Source organism: Ancylobacter rudongensis, assembly GCF_900100155.1.
In the GTDB taxonomy this organism is placed as follows: domain Bacteria; phylum Pseudomonadota; class Alphaproteobacteria; order Rhizobiales; family Xanthobacteraceae; genus Ancylobacter; species Ancylobacter rudongensis.
This window is the reverse complement of sequence record NZ_FMTP01000001.1, coordinates 114,012-131,751: the sequence shown is the minus strand read 5'-3', so window position 1 is coordinate 131,751 and position 17,740 is coordinate 114,012. Positions and strand designations below refer to the sequence as shown.

Sequence of the window (17,740 nt, the reverse complement as noted above, 5' to 3'; positions counted from 1 at the left end):
CGTGGGTGGCTCACCACCCCCACGCCACCAGCGCCAGCCCCGCCACCAGCGCCACCATCACCGCATCCGCCGCGCGGTAGAGGGCGAGCGCGCGGCGGATGTCATTGGGGGTGCAGTCATAGCGCCCGCCCTCGCCCATCAGCCCGTCGACCGAGAGCGTACCGCCATAATGGCGCGGCCCGGCGATGGCGATGCAGAGCGCCCCGGCCATCGCCGCCTCCGGCCAGCCGGCATTGGGCGAGCGGTGGCGGGAGGCGTCACGCATCATCGCCTGCCACGCCCGGCGCGGCGAAGCTCCCGGGACGAACAGCGCCCCCACCACGATCAGCACGCCGGAAAGCCGCGAGGCCGGCAGGTTGATCAGGTCGTCGAATCGCGCCGACGCCCAGCCGAAATAGAGGTGCCGCGCATCGCGATGGCCGATCATGCTGTCGGCGGTATTCACCCCCTTGTAGATCGCCGCCCCCGGCAGCCCGCCGATCGCCATCCACAGTGCCGGCGCCACCACCCCGTCGGAATAGTTCTCGGCCAGGCTCTCGATCGCCGCCCGCGCCACCCCGGCCTCGTCCAGCTTGTCCGGGTCGCGCCCGACAATGTGGGACACCGCCCGCCGCCCCTCCTCCAGGCTCGTCTCCAGCCCGTCCGCCACCGCGCCGACGAACTGGTAGAGGCTGCGCTGGGCGAGCAGGCTGGAGCCGGCCAGCGCCGCCAGCACGAGGCCAAGCGGCAGCTTCATCGCCAGGCCCTGCACCAGCAGCCCGGCCCCGCCGCTCGCGGCGACGATCACCACCAGCGCCCCCACCCCGGCGAGCCGCCTCTCGCGCGGGGCGGCGGCGTCGCGGTTGACATGGCGGTCGAGAGCGCCGATCAGCCGGCCGATCCACATCACCGGATGCCCGATCCGGGCGAGCAAAAACGAGGGATAGCCAAACGCGGCCTCGAACAGCAGCGCCGCCAGGGTTAAACCAAGAGTAAGTTCGAGGCTCATCGGAAGTGATTCTCTCGGTCGTGATTCTCTCGCCACCGCTTCCGGGATAGACGAATCCACCGGCCGTGCGGCACCACCATTTCCGCCCGCGCCAGCGCTATCAAGACCCGCGGCGCCGCCATGCCCGCCTAACCGGACGAACACGCGCGGAATGAACATTCCCGTCACCTCATCGCACGGCATCCTGCCGCCTCACATCGAGGAGGCGAAGCGGGCGCGACTGGCCGAGGTGTTCGGCTTCGACCGTTTCCGCCCCGGCCAGCAGGAGGTGGTCGATTCCATCCTCGCCGGGGTGCCGACGCTGGCGGTCATGCCGACCGGCGCCGGCAAGTCGCTGTGCTACCAGCTGCCGGCTCTGGTGAAGGGCGGGCTCTCCATCGTCGTCTCGCCGCTGATCGCGCTGATGGACGACCAGGTGAACGCGCTGAAGCTGCAGGGCGTCGCCGCCGAGGCCATCCATTCGGGAAAATCCCGCGAGGACAATGTCGCGATCTGGCGGCGGGTGGCGGCGGGCGAGGTGCGCCTGCTCTATCTCGCCCCCGAGCGGCTGCTCACCGAGCGCATGCTGGCGGCGCTGTCGCGTTTCTCGCTGGGTCTGGTGGCGGTGGACGAGGCGCACTGCATCTCGCAATGGGGCCATTCCTTCCGCAACGAATATCTCGGCCTCGGCCGGCTACGCGAGATCTTCCCCGGCCTGCCGCTGGTGGCGATGACCGCCACCGCCGACCGCGCCACCCGCGACGACATTGTCGAGCGGCTGTTCGGCGGGCAGGCCCGCGTCTTCGTTTCCGGCTTCGACCGGCCGAACATCTTCATCGCCGTCGAGGACAAGAAGGACCCGGCGCGGCAGATCGAGAGCTATGTCCGCGCCCGCCCCGGCATGGCCGGCATCATCTACCGCATCTCGCGCAAGAAGGTGGACGAGACCGCCGAGCGGCTGTCCGCTTCCGGCATCCGCGCCCTGCCCTACCATGCCGGCATGAGCGCGGAGGCGCGCGCCGCCAATCAGGAAACCTTTCTGGCCGAGGACGGGGTGGTGATGGTCGCCACCGTCGCCTTCGGCATGGGCATCGACAAGTCGGATGTGCGCTATGTGCTGCATGCCGACGCGCCGGGCACGCTGGAATCCTATTATCAGGAGATCGGCCGCGCCGGCCGCGACGGCCAGCCGGCGGAGGCGCTGCTGCTCTATTCCGCCGGCGATATCGCCACCCGCCGCCGCTTCCTCGACGAGGAACCCTCGCCGCCCGAACGCAAGATGGTGGAGGCCCGCCGGCTCGACGCCATGGTCGGCTTCTGCGAGGCCGTCACCTGCCGGCGCGCCGTACTGCTCGGCTATTTCGGCGAGCGCGCCAAGGCGTGCGGCGCCTGCGATGTCTGCCGCGACCCGCCCAAGGTGGTCGACGCCAGCGCCGAGGCCCAGCTGGTGCTGCGTCTCGTGCGCGCCACCGGCGAGCGCTTCGGCGCCGCCTATCTCGCCAGCGTCGTCACCGGCCAGCGCACCGACCAGATCTGCGGGCGCGGCCATGACAAGCTCGCCGATTTCGGCGCCGGGGGCGACAAGCCGGCGACCGAGTGGCGCGCGCTGCTGCGCCAGCTTGTCGCCACCGGGGCGCTGCACGCCGACCCCACGCGCTTCGGCGCCCTCACCCTCACCGAGATCGGCCTCGCCGTGCTCGGCGGCACCCGCGCCTTCACCCTGCGCGCGCCGGTCAAGCGCTCGCGCGAGCGCTTCGCCCGCTCCGACAGCGGCGCGGAGCTCGCCCCGGCGGAGACGGCGCTGCTCGGCAAGCTCAAGGCGCTGCGGCGCGAACTGGCGGCCGAGCGCAATGTGCCGGCCTATGTCGTCTTCGCCGACAAGACGCTGGAGGAGATGGCGGTGGAGCATCCGCGCACCCGCACCGAGCTGGCCGGGGTCAAGGGCGTCGGCGCCGCCAAGCTGGAAGCCTTCGGCGCCGCCTTTCTTAAGATTCTCAAAGAATTCTCCTGACCGCCGAAAAGAATTCGGCCCGGGGACTTTTCCACACGCAAGAGAGTTCACGAACGCCGAATCCCTCCCTAGACTGCGGGTCAACGGACGCAAAAGTCCGGAATGAACCCTTTTCCGGGATGGAAACGATGAAGATTCACCTGTTGACTGCGGCGCTGGCCGCCACCTCCCTGCTCGCCACGCTGCCCCCCGCGGCGGCGCACGGCCCGACCCGTCAGAAGATTTCCGAGAAGATCGAGATCAACGCCCCGCCGGAGAAGGTGTGGGCCGTGGTCTCCAATTTCCAGGATGGCAGCTGGATCCCGGTGGTCGCCAAGACCGAGGGCACCGGCGGCAACGCCCCCGGCGCCAAGCGCACCCTCACCCTGAAGAACGGCGCCACCGTCGAGGAAGAGGTCGCCAAGTTCGAGCCGGAAAAGATGACCCTGATGTACCGCATCGACAAGGTCGACGTCGCGGTGCTGCCGGTGACGAATTACTCGTCCTGGCTCATCGTCACCCCGGCCGACGAGGGCAAGAAGTCCGAGGTCGAGTGGCGCGGCGCCTTCTATCGCGGCTACCCCAACAATGACCCGCCGCCGGAGCTGAACGACGAGGCCGCCGTCAACGCCGTCACCGGCCTCTACAAGGCCGGGCTGGAAAACATGAAGAAGCAGATCGAGGGCGGCAGCTGAGCCCTAGGGCGATATCGGTGTCGATGACGAGGTGCCCTTCTCCCTCTCCCCGTCGGGGAGAGGGTTGGGGTGAGGGGCCTCGGCGGCCCGATGAGCCGCCCTTCCCTCCCGGCGTCATCCCAGCCGCGCCCCCGCGCGAGCCGGCCGCGCGACCGCGCGCGCCGGGATCGCGCGCCGCCTCCCTGCGATCCCGGATCGACCTTCGGTCGTCCGGGATGACGGTGATCGGGGCACTGGCCCTCCTCGCCCTCCTCCTCGCCTCGCCCGCCCTTGCGGATGAAGCCTTCGTCACCTCGCAGCCGGCGGAAAGGCTCTCCATCGTCGACCTCGCCACCCGCAAGGTGGTGGCCACCCTGCCCATCTCAGGCAAGCCGGCCGGCATCGCGGTGAGCGTGGACGGCGCCCGCGCCTTCGTCACTTCGCCGGACGGCAAGGCGCTGACCATTCTCGACGCCGCCACCCGCAGCGTGACCCACCGGGTCGATCTCGGCGGCGGTCCGCTCGGCGTTGCCGTCCACCCCTCCGGCAGCCCGGCCTATGTCGCTGACTGGTACCAGCACCGCATCAAGGCGGTGGACGCGGCGACCGGCACGGTTTCCGGCGAGGTCGCGGTCGGCCAATCCCCCTCCGGTCTCGCGGTGACGCCGGACGGCGCGCTGCTGGTCTCCGCCGACCGTGATTCCGACGCGGTGAGCCTGATCGACACCAAGACCCTCACCCGCCTCGCCTCGATCCCGGTCGGCGCCCGCCCCTTCGGCGTCACCCTCGATGCGGCAGGCGCACGCGCCTACACCGCCAATGTCGCCTCCAATGATGTGAGCATCATCGACCTCGCGGCGCGCAAGGTGGTGGCCACCGTCAAGGTCGGCGCGCGGCCCTATGCGGTGGCGCTGGCCGGGGGCCGCGCCTTCGTCACCGACCAGTATGATTCGACCGTCACCGTGTTCGACACCACGACGCTTGAGGTGCTCGCCGCCATCCCGGTCGGCGATTACCCCGAGGGCATCGCCGCCAGCCGCGACGGGGCCTTCGTGTACGTCGCCTGCTGGGAAGCCAACACGCTGGAGATCATCGACACCGCGACGCTGAAGGTGGTGGAAACGATCCCGGTGGCCGACGGCCCGCGCGCCTTCGGTGCCTTCATCCGCCGGACACGCGAGTGAAATAGATGGCCTCCAGTCCGGCGGCGCCTATGATGCCGCCCGCGCAACAGGAAGGCACCGCCATGGACCCCGATTTCTGGCACAAGAAGTGGGAAGCGAACGAGATCGCCTTTCACGAAGGCGCGGCCAATCCGCTGCTGGTCCGCCATTTTCAGGCGCTCGGCCTCGCGCCGGGCGCGCGGGTGTTCGTGCCGCTTTGCGGAAAGAGCCACGATCTGCACTGGCTGCTGGCGCACGGCTTTGAGGTGGCCGGCGCGGAGCTGAGCCGCCTCGCCGTCGAGCAGCTGTTCACCGAACTCGGCGTCACGCCCGAGATCACCGAGATCGGCCCGCTGGAACGCTTCGCGGCGGAAGGGATCACCGTCTTCGTCGGCGACATCTTCGACCTCACGCACGAGGTGCTGGGGCCGGTCGCCGCCATCTATGACCGCGCCGCGCTGGTCGCCCTGCCCGAGGCGATGCGCGCGCGCTACGCCGCCCATCTCGTGCATCTCACGCACCATGCCCGGCAGCTGCTGATCACCTTCGACTACGACCAGAGCCTCACCGTCGGCCCGCCCTTTGCCGTCCACGAGCACGAGGTGCGCCGCCTCTACGGCGCGGCCTACCACCCGACACTGCTGGAAAAGCACCCGCTCAAGGGCGGGCTGCGCGGCGTCGGGCCGGTGGTCGAGGACGTCTGGAAGCTGGAGCGGCGCTGAGCGCACGCCGCGCGGCCCTCATGCCCGAGCTTGACCCGGGCACCCCGTGGCCCGGAAGGACGCCCCCGGGCATCGGGCCGAGCGGCCGTCGCAAGCCTGGATCCCCGGGTCAAGCCCGGGGATGAGGGCGTCAGGGCAGACGCCCCTCAGATCGCGTAGTCGCCCGGCTGCTGCGCCGGCGGGGCCTTGGTATCGACGCCCGGCCCCTCGGAGGCGAACAGGCGGGCGCGGTCGAGCCGTACCGCCACCTTCTCGCCGATCGGCACCCGCACCGTCGGGGCGATATCGGCCTCCAGCACGGCGCTGCCCACCGCGATCTCCACCCGGCGGATGGCGCCGTGGCGGCGGAAGGCGCGCACCTGCCCCTTCAGCCCCGCCGTGCCGGGCAGGCCCAGCGTCACATCATGCGGGCGCACATAGAGCAGGCCCGGCCCATCCGGCACGGACTGCGTCGCCGCGGCGATGGCGGTGGCGCCGGCAAGCGCCACGCCGCCCTTCACCTCGACCTCGATCCGGCTCGATTCGCCCATGAAGCCGAACACCGCGGCGGTTTCCGGCCGGTCATACACATCATCCGGCGTGCCGACCTGCTCGATCTTGCCCTTGCCCATCACCACCACCCGGTCGGCGAGTTCCAGCGCCTCTTCCTGGTCATGGGTGACGAACAGCGTGGTGTGGCCGGTGCGGTCATGCAGCTCGCGCAGCCAGCGGCGCAGTTCCTTGCGCACCAGCGCGTCGAGCGCGCCGAAGGGCTCGTCCAGCAGCAGCACCTTGGGCTCGATCGCCAGCGCGCGGGCCAGCGCCACGCGCTGGCGCTGGCCGCCGGAAAGCTGCGCCGGGAAACGCCCGCCATAGGATTCCAGCTGCACCAGCGCGAGAAGGTCCGCCACGCGCGAGCGGATATCGGCTTCCGACGGCCGCTCGGCGCGCGGGCGCGAGCGCAGGCCGAAGGCGACATTCTCCGCCACCGTCATGTGGCGGAACAGGGCGTAGTTCTGGAACACGAAGCCAATGCCGCGCCGGCGCACCGGCACCGAGAGCGCGTCATGCCCGTCGAACAGCACCCGGCCATGGCTCGGCTGCTCCAGCCCGGCAACGATGCGCAGCAGCGTGGTCTTGCCCGAGCCGGAAGGACCGAGCAGCGCCACCAGTTCGCTGGGCTTCACATCGAGCGAGACGTTGGAAAGCGCCGGCGCGCCGCTGCCGAAGCTCTTGCCGACCTGGTCGATGGTGACGGCGACCGTCATGAATTCACTCTCTTTAGATGTACTAAATGGAATTATCCGCAAGATATCCGAAAATTCGCCGCTGTGAACCCCGCAACGCGCCGCGCACCGGCATCCGCCCCATGGCGGAAGGTGCGCCGATGAGGCTAGAAGGGGCGACCTCACCGGAAGTTCCCGCCATGACCGATCCCGCCGCGCCGCTCATCCTCAATCTTAATGGCTACACGCCCCTGCCGCTCGGCAAGATCGCGGGGATAGTGACGATGCTTGAGATGACCGCCCCGCCCCCGCCTCTGCCGGAGCGGGCCAGCGAGGGCCTGACGCTGGAACGGATGACCGCCCCGGATGTCGCCTGGTACCGCGCGCTGTTCCGTCGCGTCGGCGAGGACTGGCTGTGGTTCTCGCGGCTGCGCATGAGCGACGCGGAACTGGCCGCGATCCTTCACTCCCCCGAGGTGGAGGTGCTGGTGCTGCGCAAGAATGGCGTGGAGGCCGGCTATATCGAGCTCGATGGCCGCGTGCCGGGCGAGATCGAACTCGCCTTTGTCGGGCTCGTGCCCGACATGGTGGGCAGCGGCGCCGGCCGCTTCATGATGAACCGGGCGCTGGCCCGCGCCTGGGAGCGCCAGCCCCGGCGGGTGCATGTCCACACCTGCACCCATGACAAGCAGGGCGCGCTGATTTTCTACATCAAGGCGGGATTCCGGCCCTATGCGAGCGCGGTGGAGATCGTCGACGATCCCCGCCTCGCCGGGGTGCTGGCGCGCGAGGCGGCGCCGCATGTACCTGTCATCGAGGCCGGCTGAGCGCTCTCAGGCGCCGAGCACGGCCCGGGCCCGGCCGGCAATGTTGCGGGGTGCCATTTCGACGGGCGCCTCGACCCGCTCGCGCTCGCCGAGCGCCTCCATCTTCTTCAGCTCGTCCAGCGCCTCGTCATGGGCGAGGCGCGCCTCGCTGAGCTGGCCCTTCAGCTCGTCGGCGGAGCGACGCATGTTGTCGCGACGGGTCGCGGCGGCGCGGGCATAGGTCGAATAGGCGAAATGCTGGGTGTCGGTGATGCCCGAGCGCTGCTCCTCGGCCTCGATCTCGCGTTCGAGATCGCGCGCCATGCGGTCGAACTCCGCAATCATGGTCTCGATCTGCGCCAGATGGCGGCGCTTTTCTTCCGCCTGGAACCGCTTGAGGCGGATGAGGGTGTCGAGCGACTTCATGGTCGGCTTACTCCGTTCCGTCGTCCGCCCGCTTCCCCGTTCGGGGCGCGACAAGGCGGTCGTCACGAGCCGCCATCACGCCGCGGCAAGGGCATTTTCGCCAACAGATGTTGCCGGTTCCTTACTCTTTTTGCGGAAAAGGTAGCGGGCGCCGGGGAAAGCGCCTCAGGGGTTCCGGATCGAAACGATTTGTTTACCGGGCTCGTTAATGATCGCGATGTCGTCCGGTGGGGTCGCGGCACCCGCGAAAGCGGAGTCGAGAGACTCACTTAGACACGCTTGTTAAGATTCGACTTCAGCGATCGGGATGAGAAATTCCGATTTTCGAACAAACTCTTGCGGGAACACTCGAAGATATTTCGTGTCCCCGCTTGTGCTCGGGAATCGGTTTTTGTTACCCCTTGTCTCACGAAGTAACGAATCGGTGTGTGTCGAGCCGGGCGCGGGGTGGGGTCACGCTCGGCTTGGAAGAGTCCGGTTGAGCGCTGAACCCCCCGGGGCCATGGCGAGGGAAGGGGATTGGCATGCGCGTCTTGCTCATCGAGGACGACCGCGCGACCGCGCAGAGCATCGAGTTGATGCTCAAGTCCGAGAACTTCAACGTCTACACGACCGATCTCGGTGAAGAGGGCGTCGATCTCGGCAAACTCTACGACTACGACATCATCCTGCTGGACCTCAATCTGCCCGACATGTCGGGCTATGACGTCCTCAAGGGGCTGCGCGTCGCCAAGGTGAAGACGCCGATCCTGATCCTCTCCGGCCTCGCCGGCATCGAGGACAAGGTGAAGGGCCTCGGCTTCGGCGCCGACGATTATCTCACCAAGCCGTTCCACAAGGACGAGCTGGTCGCCCGCATCCACGCCATCGTGCGCCGCTCCAAGGGCCATGCCCAGTCGGTCATCACCACCGGCGATCTGGTGGTCAATCTCGACACCAAGACGGTCGAGGTCGCCGGCAACCGGGTGCATCTGACCGGCAAGGAGTACCAGATGCTGGAGCTCCTCTCGCTGCGCAAGGGCACCACCCTGACCAAGGAGATGTTCCTCAACCATCTCTATGGCGGCATGGACGAGCCGGAGCTGAAGATCATCGACGTCTTCATCTGCAAGCTGCGCAAGAAGCTCGCCAACGCCTCGCAGGGCCACAATTTCATCGAGACCGTCTGGGGCCGCGGCTATGTGCTGCGCGACGCCGGCAACGAGTCGGACCGCCTGTCCGCCTGACTTTCCGCGATCACCGATCCTCCCCGACTGAAAGCCCCGCCGCAAGGCGGGGTTTTTGTTTGGCGGGAGGGCGGTGTGGCGAGCCCCCTCGCCCGCCATCATCCCGGAGCGGCCGTTCCGGCCGTCCGGGATGACGTTGGTGACAGCGCGCTGGGCTACTTCGCGTTCTTGGCCAGCCAGGCTTTGAGGAAGGCGATCTCGCCCTCCTGCGCCTTGATGATCTCCTGCGCCAACGCCCGCAATTCCGGGTCCTTGCCGTGTTCGAGCTCGATCCGCGCCATGGCGATCGCCCCTTCATGATGGGGGATCATGCCGCGGGCGAAGTCGATATCGGCATTGCCGGTGAAGGGAATGGCCATGTCCTGATGCATGCGGGCATTGGCGGCCTCGAACGCTTCCGTCGAGGCAGTGGCGGCCCCTCCCATATGCGCGCTGTGGTCCATCGGCATGGCGCCATGCGGCATGGAGGCGTCCTGGGCGAAGGCAAGCACGGGCGACAGCGAAAGGCCGGCGGCCAGAAGCGCCGCGCGAATGATACGGTTCATGTTGAAATCCTCTGATCGTGACGATGCGGCCGGGCGGCCGCGCGCATGGGACGATCAGACGAGGCGCGGCGGCGGCACCGGCGTCGCCAGGGTGAGGCCGGCCAGCGGCCGCCCCTCCGGCAGGGCCAGCGCGGTGCGTTCCGCCTCCGGCAGCACCAGCGCCGGCGCGACCTGCGGCGTCATCACGAGAGGACTGAGCACGCAGCACAGATGCGGGGCAGCGGGCGATGTCGCCGATTCCGCCACCGCCGGCCGGGCCGCCCTCATCAGGTGGAGCGTGGGCGGAACCTCACTGAGGGCCGCCTCATGGCAGGGCATGCCGGGCGAGGCCATGGCCGGCGCCGCCATCGCCCGCGTCGCTGCCGCCGGGCCCGCCAGCGCGGCGCCCAGCGCGACCAGCGCCAGCATCAGGCGAAAAACGGACAGAAGGCGCATCGACCCATCCCGGAGGCGCCCTTCCGGTCCCGACCCGGGAGCGGCAGCGTCGTTGGCACGCTACCAAGCCGCTGCGCAGCGGTACAGCGGGTAAAGCACGGATGGCGCAGCCGTGATGGCCGGGCGATGCCGCCCGCCGCTCAGCGCGGCGCCGGCGCCAGCAGCGCCAGCACCAGCGCCACCTCGTCGCCCGCCTTCACCACGGCGTCGAAGCCGGGCGGCGCCGGCAGCGCGCCCGCCGCAAGGCCGATGCGCCGGCCCGGATCGCTGGCGGCGATGCCGGCCTCGCGCACATCGCCATAGGCGTCGAGATCGAACAGGATGATGTCGAAGCGCCCACCCATCAGCCGGGCCGCGCGCGGGTCGTCGGCCAGCCGCACCTCATGCCCCATGGCGCGGACGAGGTCGCGCAAGGCGCTACGGGCCTCCCCTTCCGGCGCCGTCACCAGCACCCGCGACGGGGCGGGGCGCGGCGCCTGCGTGCCCGCCGGCTCAAGCAGCCGGTAGCGCCCGGTCGCGGTGGCGAGAAAGCGCAGGCCGCCCACCCGCTCGATCCGCCCCTGCGGCGCCAGCCCGACAATCTCGTCGACGACGACGGCCTCGCCCTCGCCGCCAAAGGCCAGCAGCATGCGCCGCGCCGGGCGGCCGGGGGTGGGAAGCAGCGCGATTCCGGGAACCTTCTCCAGCGCCGTCACGCTCTGCAGCGAGGCGACGCGCACCGCCTCCATCTGCGTCCGGCCGGCCCGCACCAGCAGATGCGCGGTGTCGGCCTCCGACGCCGGCGCGGCGGGGCGCTTCATCGCCACGCCGAGCGGCAGGTCGACCATCGCCACCCGCGCGCCGTCGGAAAGCAGCGCCACGCCGTCCAGCATGTGGGCGCCGGGCCCGAAACGCTCGCGCCAGCTCGGCGGCAGGGCTTCCACCACCGCCTCCTGGCGCTGCAGCTCGCCCTCCACCAGCACGGCGGCGCGCACCTTGCCGCCGCTGCCGATGAGCAGCAGCGTACCGGTGGTGCCGCGTGGTGTGGCGAGGCCCATGCGGGCGGCGAGCTCGATCAGCGGCAGGCCGCTCGCGGCCAGCGTCCCGGTGTCGGCCATGGCCAGCAGCCGCGCCCAGCGCGCGCCGCTCACCGTCATCGAATCCATCACCTGGGCGGCGGCAAAGGCGAGGCGCAGCTTGCCCAGCGCAAAGGCCAGAATGTCGACGCGCGGCGCCGCCGCGCGGGTCCGCTCGATCCGCGACGGTTCGGCGCGGGCCGGTTCGGGGCGTGGCGAGGGCGCGCGCAGGCTCGCAGCGATGCGGGCAGCTTCGCGGGAGACGGGGCCGCGCGGGGCGGCAGGCAGGGAATCGACGGGGAACATGGGCGACCGGCACTACGGGACACGACACACCGACCTTTCGGCCTGCGAGCGTCAGTTTCCACCGATACCGTTAATGTCGTCTGAACCTTCCGTAAGCTCCCCGGACGTTCCCCCGCAAAGCCCCCTGCTCGCAGGCGGCGGGCGCCTGCCCCGGCCGATCAGCCGCGCGCGACCAGGATCGTCACCGCGTCGCCCTCATGGGCGAGGCTGATGCCATAGCCCGTCGCCCGCGCCAGCAGCCCGGTATAGTGCGGCTGGATGGCGTGGGCGTCGAGCGAGCCGCCCTCCTGCGCCTCCCCGGCCAGCAGTGCGACCAGGTGCGGGGGAATGCGGGAATGGCTGCCCTGGGTGGAAAGGCGGAAACCGCCCTCCTCGCCGGTGCCGTTTTCTTCCACACTGAGGCGCCCGCCGCGCGGAATGGTGGAGGTGGCGACCACGAGCAGGTTCAGCAGCAGCTTCACCTTGTTCTTCGGCGCCAGCACGCGCGGCAGCTGCCAGGTCAGGCTGGTGCGGTCGTCTTCGATGAAGCCGCGCGCCACCTTCTCGGCATCGCCGGTGTCGATCTGCGCCCCGGCCGAACCGGCGGCGCCGAAGGCGAGGCGGGCGAATTGCAGCCGGGCGGAGGCCTGGCGGGCGCTCTTGGCGATGAGGTCGAGCGCGAAGCTCTTCATCGCCGGGTCGTCCTCGTCCTCCAGCACTTCGAGCCCGTTGACGATGGCGCCGACCGGGCTGATCACGTCGTGGCAGACGCGCGAGCACAGGAGGGCGGCGAGGTCGAGCTTGTCGAGGTCGATGGCGGTCGTCATCGCGTCCCTTTGCAGAGAGTGTGCGGCGAATCGGCCGCCCGAAAATGCAGCCGGCCCCTGCGGCCGACGATGCGGGTGTGATACACCGCGCTCCCATTGAGGCCAACCGTTTCTCCCTCCATTCCCAAGCCGGAGTCCCTCGCGCAATGTCTTCCCCCGTGACGTCCCTGCCGCACCATCTCAGCCTTTTGTCCGCCCTTGCCGGTGCGGCGCTGAAGGCCGGCGAGGTCATCCTGCGCATCCGCGCCGAGGGACTGACGGTTGCGCGCAAGAGCGACGAGAGCCCGGTGACGGCAGCCGATCTCGCCTCGGAGGAATTGCTGCGCGCCGAACTGGCGCGCCTGCTGCCGGGCGTGCCCGTCATCGCCGAGGAAGCGGTGGCGCAGGGCCAGGGCGAAGCGCTGGGCGCGTCGGCCGACACCTTCCTGCTCGTCGACCCGCTCGACGGCACCCGCGAATTCATCGGCGCCAGCGGCGAGTTCACGGTGAATATCGGCCTGGTGGAAGCCGGCGTGCCGAGCTTCGGCATCGTGCTCGCCCCGGCGGTGAACAAGCTCTATGCTGGCGCCACCACGGCGCAGGGGGGCTTTGCCTTCCTCGGCGGGCGCGACGCCGCTCCCGGCTCCTGGACCCCGATTCGCTGCCGGCCAGTGCCGCGCAACGGCATCGTCGCGGTCGCCAGCCGCTCGCATCTCGACCCCGAGACATCAGCTTTTCTCGCCGGTCTCGACGTCGCCGAATCGATCAGCTGCGGCTCGGCGTTGAAGTTCGGCCTGGTGGCGGAAGGCCGGGCCGACCTCTACCCGCGCTTCGGCACGGTGTGCGAATGGGATGTCGCCGCCGGCCATGCGGTGGTGCGGGCCGCCGGCGGCAGCGTGTGCCGGCCCGATGGCAGCCCCCTGCCCTATGCCCGTACCGAGGCAGACTACCGCGTCCACGGTTTCATCGCCCGCGGCGCCGCCGGGTGAGAGCCGGCCGCCGGGCCACACCTGCCCCCGCTTCGGCCCTTTTGGACGCCCGGCGCCTTTCTCTGGTCGCACTCCATGCTATTGATAGCGTCGGGGTGTTGGTTGCCCGGGTCCTTGATCGGGCCCGTCACGGGCGGCTCCCCGCTTGTTGAGATCAAACGCGAGACCGCCAATGCCGACCTTGCGCGCCCTTTTTGCCTGCGTCGCCCTTCTCTTCGCCCTGCCCCTGATCGCCGCGCCCGCGCAGGCACAGGCGCAGCAGGCCAACACCTATTCCAGCGACGAGCTGGTGCAGCAGGGCCACGGCTTCTTTGGCGAGGTCTCGCGCGGCCTTGCTTTGTCGATCGAGAAGGCGGTCAACCAGTGGGGCCAGCCCAATGGTTATATTCTCGGCCAGGAAGGCTCCGGCGCCTTTGTCGGCGGCCTGCGCTACGGCGATGGCACGCTCTACACCCGCAATGCCGGCGACCTGAAGGTCTACTGGCAGGGCCCCTCGCTCGGCTGGGACTTCGGCGGCGACGGCGCCCGCACCATGATTCTGGTTTACAACCTCAACGGCATCAACGACATCTTCCGGCGTTTCGGCGGCATTTCCGGCTCGGCCTATTTTGTCGCCGGCTTCGGCATGACGGCGCTGGCCTCGGACAATATCGTCGTCGTGCCGATCCGCTCGGGCGTCGGCGTGCGCCTCGGCGCCAATATCGGCTATCTCAAGTTCACCCCCGCCGCGACGTGGAACCCCTTCTGAACCGCCCCACCGATTGCCGTGCGGCGGGCTGGAGCCTTTTCCACTTGAGCTGACGGATTTTCGCGACGGGAAAAGGCTCCAGCGTGTTGATTGATGAGCACGTCCTTATCCATCAGGTCATTTCACCTGATGGATAAGGGCTCTAGCCCGGCCGTTTTGGTATCTGTAACCTGTTGGCTCCCCGGCTGGTCGTCCCCCTTTCCCGGACCCCCGCCATCCTCTGAGGTGAGAACGCCGCATGATCGAAGCGATCATGTATTCCGCCATCGGCTTCCTGACCGCGACCCTGCTGGCGCTGCTCACGCTGCCGGCGGTGTGGCGGCGGGCGGTGCGGCTCACCCGTAAGCGGATCGAGGGCGCCATCCCCGTCTCCATCGCCGAGGTGCAGGCCGACAAGGACGAGCAGCGCGCCCTGTTCGCCGTCGGCATCCGCCGGCTGGAGATGGAGGTGGAGCGCCAGCAGGTCCGCACCGCCGCGCAACAGGGCGAGATCGTCCGCCAGGCCGAGGCGCTGCGCAGCCGGCAGGAAACCATCGAGCGGCTCGCGACCGAGCTCGACGCGCTGCAGACCGAGCATGCCAGCGTCGCCACCCATCGCGACCATCTGCGCGGCGAGCTTGAAACCACCACCCGCCACCTTGAGGAAGCCCGCGCCGCCCTGTTGCAGGCGCGCACCGAGCTTGCCCGCACCCGCGACGCCTTCGAGGACACCAGCACGCGGGAAGACGAGCTGAAGATCGAGCATGTGGCACTGACCACGCTGCGCGACACGCTCAAGGACCGCATCGGCGAACTCGACCGCCAGCTCGCCGCCGCCAACGCCCATCTGGCGCGCGAGCGCGAGACGGTGCGCACCACCGGCGAAAGCCTCGCAACCGAACAGCGTCGGAACCAAACGATGCAGCAAGAGCTGGCCACGGTGCAGGACGCCCTCGCCCGGGCGCAGGAGGAACGCGCCGCGCTGCAGGAGCGGATCGAGCGGCTCACCGCGCTCGCCGCCGCCGCGCCGCCCTCGGCCGAGGCGGCACCTGATGGCACGGTCGACACCGCGATGCTGCGTGAGCATATCAGCGACATCGCCGCCGGGGTCGCCCACCTCACCGCCCGGCTGGAGGGCCCCGGCTCGCCGATCGAGGCGCTGCTCGCCGGCCATTCCCGCGTTCCCGGCGCCCCGCCGACACTGGCCGACCGCATTCTCGACCTCCAAGCCGCCCACACCGCCGCCCACACCGCCGCCGAAACGCTGGCGGCGGACGAAACCCGCCCCCAGGGCCGGGTCGTCGCCGGCTGACATCGCGCCGCCGGCCCCGGCCGGCCGGCGAAGAACCAGACCGGGCGCCAAGCCCGGCCGCACTCCTGGGAAGGAAACGCCTGATGAATCTCGCCCGCCTGCTCAAGGCCCGCGCCGATGCCGGCCGCCCCGTCCGCGTCGGCCTCATCGGCGCCGGCAAGTTCGGCTCCATGTTCCTGTCGCAGCTGCGCACCACGCCCGGCCTGCATCTGCTCGGCATCGCCGATCTGTCGGTCCCGCGCGCCCGCGCCGCGCTCGAAGCCACCGGCTGGGACGCGGACGCCGTCGTCGCTTCCTCCTTCACCGAGGCGCTGGGCACCGGCCGCACCATGCTGACCGACGACGCGGCGGCGCTGATCGCCGCCGACGGGCTCGACGTGGTGGTGGAAGTCACCGGCAGCCCCGCCGCCGGCGCCGCCCATGCGCTGCTGGCGATCGAGCACGGCCGCCACATCGTCATGGTCACGGTGGAGGCCGATGTGCTGGTCGGCCCGCTGCTGGCCGAGCGCGCCCGCAAGGCCGGCGTCGTCTATTCCATGGCCTATGGCGACCAGCCGGCGCTGGTGTGCGAGATGGTCGACTGGGCCCGGACCTGCGGCTTCAATGTCGTCTGCGCCGGCAAGGGCACGAAATACCTGCCAAGCTTCCACCGCTCGACCCCGGACACGATCTGGGACCTGTATGGCCTGACGCCCGAGCAGGCGGCGCAGGGCGGCATGAACGCGCAGATGTTCAACTCCTTCGCCGACGGCACCAAATCCTCGATCGAGATGGCCGCCATCGCCAATGCGGCCGGGCTGAAGGCGCCGTCCGACGGCCTGCTGTTCCCGCCCTGCGGCGTCGACGACCTCGCCACCATTCTCCGCCCGCGCGAACAGGGCGGCCTTCTGGAGCATTCCGGCACGGTGGAAACCGTCTCCTCGCTGGAGCGCGACGGCCGCCCGGTGTTCCGCGATCTGCGCTGGGGCGTCTATGTCGTGTTCGAGGCCGATCCCAGCCCCCGCGGCGACTATGCCCGCCGCTGCTTCAAGGAATATGGCGTGGTGACGGATGCCTCCGGCCGCACCACCGCGCTCTACCGGCCCTATCATTTGATCGGGCTGGAACTCGGCGTCAGCGTCGCCTCGGCGGCGTTGCGCCATGAGCCGACGGGGGTGACGGAAACCTTCAACGCCGACGTTGTAGCCGTGGCCAAGCGGCCGCTAAAGGCCGGCGAGACGCTGGATGGCGAGGGCGGCTTCACCGTCTGGGGCAAGCTCTTCCCCGCCGCCACCTCGCTGGCACGAGGCGGCCTGCCGATCGGCCTCGCCCATCATGTGACGCTCACCCGCGACATTGCCGAGGGCGAAATCGTCGGCTGGGCCGATGTCGAGGTGAAGGACAGCCCGGCTGTGCGCCTGCGCCGCGAGATGGAGCGCGCTTTCGCCGGCGGTATCAGCGCAGCGGCGGAGTAAAGCCCGGCGCCGCTCCAATCCTCATGCCCGGGCTCGACCCGGGCACCCAGCGGCCCGGCGCGGGACCGTCGCGAAGTCTGGATCCCCGGGTCACGCCCGGGGATGAGGGCCCTTCGACGACAACGAGGGGGCGCTGGACATCGCGCCCCGCCTCGCTTATTTCTGCGCCACGGTCTGCAGTTCACCGAGGCGTTGCCGCCCCGCAAGGGGAGCTAAACCTGCTCGATTTTCGCACCCTGCACTTGTCCTTGTGCCCGGTCGCAAGACGGCAACCCCGACATTTCCTCGCGAAAGGGCACCAACGAGGATAGGTCATGTCCAGACTCACTCTGGCCTTTGAGGCGCCGGATATTTCGGCGCTCGCCCGCACCCTGCATCAGGGCATCGCCGCGCTCGACCGCCCGCCAGGCCATGTCGAGCTGCTGAACCTGCTGGCGCGCGGCGCCGGCTACCGCAACTTCCAGCATTTGCGGGCGGATGCGCAGGCGCGCGGCCGGCTGTCGGCCGCCCCGGCCGAACCGCCGGCACCGGCGGACCACACGCGCTGCGAGAAGGCGCTGCGCCTGTTCGATCCGCAGGGCCGGCTGGTGCGCTGGCCGAAGAAGCGCAACCAGCAGATCCTCTGCCTGTGGCTGCTGTGGTCGCGCCTGCCGAGCGGCGAGGTGTTCAACGAGCGTCGGATGAACGAGCTGCTGAACGCCGAGCACCTGTTCGGCGACTACGCCCTGCTGCGCCGCGAGATGGTGGAATTTGGCCTGTTCCGCCGCACGCCGGACGGCAGCGAGTACAGCCGCATCGAGCGCGAGCCGCCGCCTGACATGGCCAAGCTCGCCGCCCTGCTGCGCCAGCGCCGCGCCGCCGGCTGAGGCCGCGCCCTACCCAGAACCCTCATGCCCGGGCTTGACCCGGGCACCCAGCGGCCCAATGCGCCCACGGAAAAGCTGGGTCCCCGG

18 protein-coding genes are annotated in these 17,740 nt (G+C 69.8%); 11 read left to right on the top strand and 7 right to left on the bottom strand.

Translation table 11 applies throughout. The annotated features are described in order from the left end of the window. Nucleotides 1-10 precede the first annotated feature (10 nt). Nucleotides 11-988, bottom strand: coding sequence for an adenosylcobinamide-phosphate synthase CbiB (gene cbiB / locus BLO63_RS00550; protein WP_091435849.1), 978 nt, complete (start codon nt 986-988; stop codon nt 11-13). A gap of 151 nt (nt 989-1,139) precedes the next feature. Here cbiB and recQ point away from each other — a divergent pair, with 151 nt between their 5' ends. The 4 genes from recQ to tmpT all read left to right on the top strand — a co-directional run bounded on the left by recQ (nt 1,140) and on the right by tmpT (nt 5,516). Next, the gene (gene recQ, locus BLO63_RS00545) at nt 1,140-2,978 is read left to right on the top strand and encodes a DNA helicase RecQ (RefSeq protein WP_091435847.1); all 1,839 of its coding nucleotides are present in this window, start codon (nt 1,140-1,142) and stop codon (nt 2,976-2,978) included. 128 nt (nt 2,979-3,106) lie between these two features. Then, the gene (locus tag BLO63_RS00540; protein ID WP_091437207.1) at nt 3,107-3,652 is read left to right on the top strand and encodes an SRPBCC family protein; all 546 of its coding nucleotides are present in this window, start codon (nt 3,107-3,109) and stop codon (nt 3,650-3,652) included. A gap of 215 nt (nt 3,653-3,867) precedes the next feature. Next, complete coding sequence (locus BLO63_RS00535; RefSeq protein ID WP_091435846.1) at nt 3,868-4,815, top strand: YVTN family beta-propeller repeat protein; 948 nt, start codon at nt 3,868-3,870, stop codon at nt 4,813-4,815. Nucleotides 4,816-4,877: 62 nt separating this feature from the next. Then, nucleotides 4,878-5,516, top strand: a complete 639-nt coding sequence (gene tmpT / locus BLO63_RS00530; protein ID WP_091437205.1) for a thiopurine S-methyltransferase — start codon at nt 4,878-4,880, stop codon at nt 5,514-5,516. A 146-nt stretch (nt 5,517-5,662) separates the two neighbouring features. Here tmpT and BLO63_RS00525 read toward each other — a convergent pair whose 3' ends face one another. After that, nucleotides 5,663-6,763: a sulfate/molybdate ABC transporter ATP-binding protein gene (locus tag BLO63_RS00525; protein ID WP_091435843.1), complete on the bottom strand. Its 1,101-nt coding sequence runs from the start codon at nt 6,761-6,763 to the stop codon at nt 5,663-5,665. Nucleotides 6,764-6,921: 158 nt separating this feature from the next. Between BLO63_RS00525 and BLO63_RS00520 the strand changes: the two genes are divergently transcribed. Then, on the top strand, nt 6,922-7,548 hold the full coding sequence (locus BLO63_RS00520) for a GNAT family N-acetyltransferase (RefSeq protein WP_091435841.1): 627 nt from the start codon (nt 6,922-6,924) through the stop codon (nt 7,546-7,548). Between the two features lie 6 nt (nt 7,549-7,554). On the opposite strand, the gene BLO63_RS00515 is transcribed toward BLO63_RS00520, so the two are convergent. Continuing rightward, nucleotides 7,555-7,953 (bottom strand): flagellar export protein FliJ, encoded by a 399-nt coding sequence (locus tag BLO63_RS00515; protein ID WP_091435838.1) that lies wholly within the window; start codon nt 7,951-7,953, stop codon nt 7,555-7,557. Nucleotides 7,954-8,477: 524 nt separating this feature from the next. On the opposite strand from BLO63_RS00515, the gene ctrA reads away from it, so the two are divergent. Further along, nucleotides 8,478-9,179: a response regulator transcription factor CtrA gene (ctrA, locus tag BLO63_RS00510; protein WP_091435836.1), complete on the top strand. Its 702-nt coding sequence runs from the start codon at nt 8,478-8,480 to the stop codon at nt 9,177-9,179. A 155-nt stretch (nt 9,180-9,334) separates the two neighbouring features. Here ctrA and copM read toward each other — a convergent pair whose 3' ends face one another. From copM to chpT, 4 genes are all read right to left on the bottom strand, one after another. Further along, nucleotides 9,335-9,724 carry a CopM family metallochaperone gene (gene copM / locus BLO63_RS00505; RefSeq protein ID WP_091435834.1) on the bottom strand — a complete coding sequence of 130 codons (390 nt, stop codon included), beginning with the start codon at nt 9,722-9,724 and terminating at the stop codon, nt 9,335-9,337. Between the two features lie 54 nt (nt 9,725-9,778). After that, a complete protein-coding gene (locus tag BLO63_RS00500; protein ID WP_091435833.1) occupies nt 9,779-10,159 on the bottom strand; it encodes a hypothetical protein in 381 nt (126 codons plus the stop codon). Between the two features lie 140 nt (nt 10,160-10,299). Continuing rightward, nucleotides 10,300-11,520 (bottom strand): CheW domain-containing protein, encoded by a 1,221-nt coding sequence (locus BLO63_RS00495; RefSeq protein WP_091435831.1) that lies wholly within the window; start codon nt 11,518-11,520, stop codon nt 10,300-10,302. A 158-nt stretch (nt 11,521-11,678) separates the two neighbouring features. Next, entirely contained in the window at nt 11,679-12,326 is a 648-nt protein-coding gene (chpT, locus tag BLO63_RS00490; protein ID WP_162841742.1) for a histidine phosphotransferase ChpT, read from the bottom strand. A gap of 146 nt (nt 12,327-12,472) precedes the next feature. Between chpT and cysQ the strand changes: the two genes are divergently transcribed. The 5 genes from cysQ to BLO63_RS00465 all read left to right on the top strand — a co-directional run bounded on the left by cysQ (nt 12,473) and on the right by BLO63_RS00465 (nt 17,653). Further along, on the top strand, nt 12,473-13,294 hold the full coding sequence (gene cysQ / locus BLO63_RS00485) for a 3'(2'),5'-bisphosphate nucleotidase CysQ (RefSeq protein WP_091435829.1): 822 nt from the start codon (nt 12,473-12,475) through the stop codon (nt 13,292-13,294). Nucleotides 13,295-13,466: 172 nt separating this feature from the next. Next, the gene (locus tag BLO63_RS00480) at nt 13,467-14,042 is read left to right on the top strand and encodes a DUF1134 domain-containing protein (RefSeq protein ID WP_091435827.1); all 576 of its coding nucleotides are present in this window, start codon (nt 13,467-13,469) and stop codon (nt 14,040-14,042) included. Nucleotides 14,043-14,280: 238 nt separating this feature from the next. Then, entirely contained in the window at nt 14,281-15,333 is a 1,053-nt protein-coding gene (locus BLO63_RS00475; protein WP_091435825.1) for a coiled-coil domain-containing protein, read from the top strand. An 83-nt stretch (nt 15,334-15,416) separates the two neighbouring features. Beyond that, a complete protein-coding gene (locus BLO63_RS00470; protein ID WP_091435824.1) occupies nt 15,417-16,787 on the top strand; it encodes an NAD(P)H-dependent oxidoreductase in 1,371 nt (456 codons plus the stop codon). A 314-nt stretch (nt 16,788-17,101) separates the two neighbouring features. Then, on the top strand, nt 17,102-17,653 hold the full coding sequence (locus BLO63_RS00465; protein WP_091435822.1) for a DUF2087 domain-containing protein: 552 nt from the start codon (nt 17,102-17,104) through the stop codon (nt 17,651-17,653). Nucleotides 17,654-17,740 lie beyond the last annotated feature (87 nt).

Bases quoted from the DNA above. Each gene is read 5' to 3' on its own strand.
- cbiB (WP_091435849.1), bottom strand. From the start codon at position 988: ATGAGCCTCGAACTTACTCTTGGTTTAACCCTGGCGGCGCTGCTGTTC.
- recQ (WP_091435847.1), top strand. From the start codon at position 1,140: ATGAACATTCCCGTCACCTCATCGCACGGCATCCTGCCGCCTCACATC.
- BLO63_RS00540 (WP_091437207.1), top strand. From the start codon at position 3,107: ATGAAGATTCACCTGTTGACTGCGGCGCTGGCCGCCACCTCCCTGCTC.
- BLO63_RS00535 (WP_091435846.1), top strand. From the start codon at position 3,868: ATGACGGTGATCGGGGCACTGGCCCTCCTCGCCCTCCTCCTCGCCTCG.
- tmpT (WP_091437205.1), top strand. From the start codon at position 4,878: ATGGACCCCGATTTCTGGCACAAGAAGTGGGAAGCGAACGAGATCGCC.
- BLO63_RS00525 (WP_091435843.1), bottom strand. From the start codon at position 6,763: ATGACGGTCGCCGTCACCATCGACCAGGTCGGCAAGAGCTTCGGCAGC.
- BLO63_RS00520 (WP_091435841.1), top strand. From the start codon at position 6,922: ATGACCGATCCCGCCGCGCCGCTCATCCTCAATCTTAATGGCTACACG.
- BLO63_RS00515 (WP_091435838.1), bottom strand. From the start codon at position 7,953: ATGAAGTCGCTCGACACCCTCATCCGCCTCAAGCGGTTCCAGGCGGAA.
- ctrA (WP_091435836.1), top strand. From the start codon at position 8,478: ATGCGCGTCTTGCTCATCGAGGACGACCGCGCGACCGCGCAGAGCATC.
- copM (WP_091435834.1), bottom strand. From the start codon at position 9,724: ATGAACCGTATCATTCGCGCGGCGCTTCTGGCCGCCGGCCTTTCGCTG.
- BLO63_RS00500 (WP_091435833.1), bottom strand. From the start codon at position 10,159: ATGCGCCTTCTGTCCGTTTTTCGCCTGATGCTGGCGCTGGTCGCGCTG.
- BLO63_RS00495 (WP_091435831.1), bottom strand. From the start codon at position 11,520: ATGTTCCCCGTCGATTCCCTGCCTGCCGCCCCGCGCGGCCCCGTCTCC.
- chpT (WP_162841742.1), bottom strand. From the start codon at position 12,326: ATGACGACCGCCATCGACCTCGACAAGCTCGACCTCGCCGCCCTCCTG.
- cysQ (WP_091435829.1), top strand. From the start codon at position 12,473: ATGTCTTCCCCCGTGACGTCCCTGCCGCACCATCTCAGCCTTTTGTCC.
- BLO63_RS00480 (WP_091435827.1), top strand. From the start codon at position 13,467: ATGCCGACCTTGCGCGCCCTTTTTGCCTGCGTCGCCCTTCTCTTCGCC.
- BLO63_RS00475 (WP_091435825.1), top strand. From the start codon at position 14,281: ATGATCGAAGCGATCATGTATTCCGCCATCGGCTTCCTGACCGCGACC.
- BLO63_RS00470 (WP_091435824.1), top strand. From the start codon at position 15,417: ATGAATCTCGCCCGCCTGCTCAAGGCCCGCGCCGATGCCGGCCGCCCC.
- BLO63_RS00465 (WP_091435822.1), top strand. From the start codon at position 17,102: ATGTCCAGACTCACTCTGGCCTTTGAGGCGCCGGATATTTCGGCGCTC.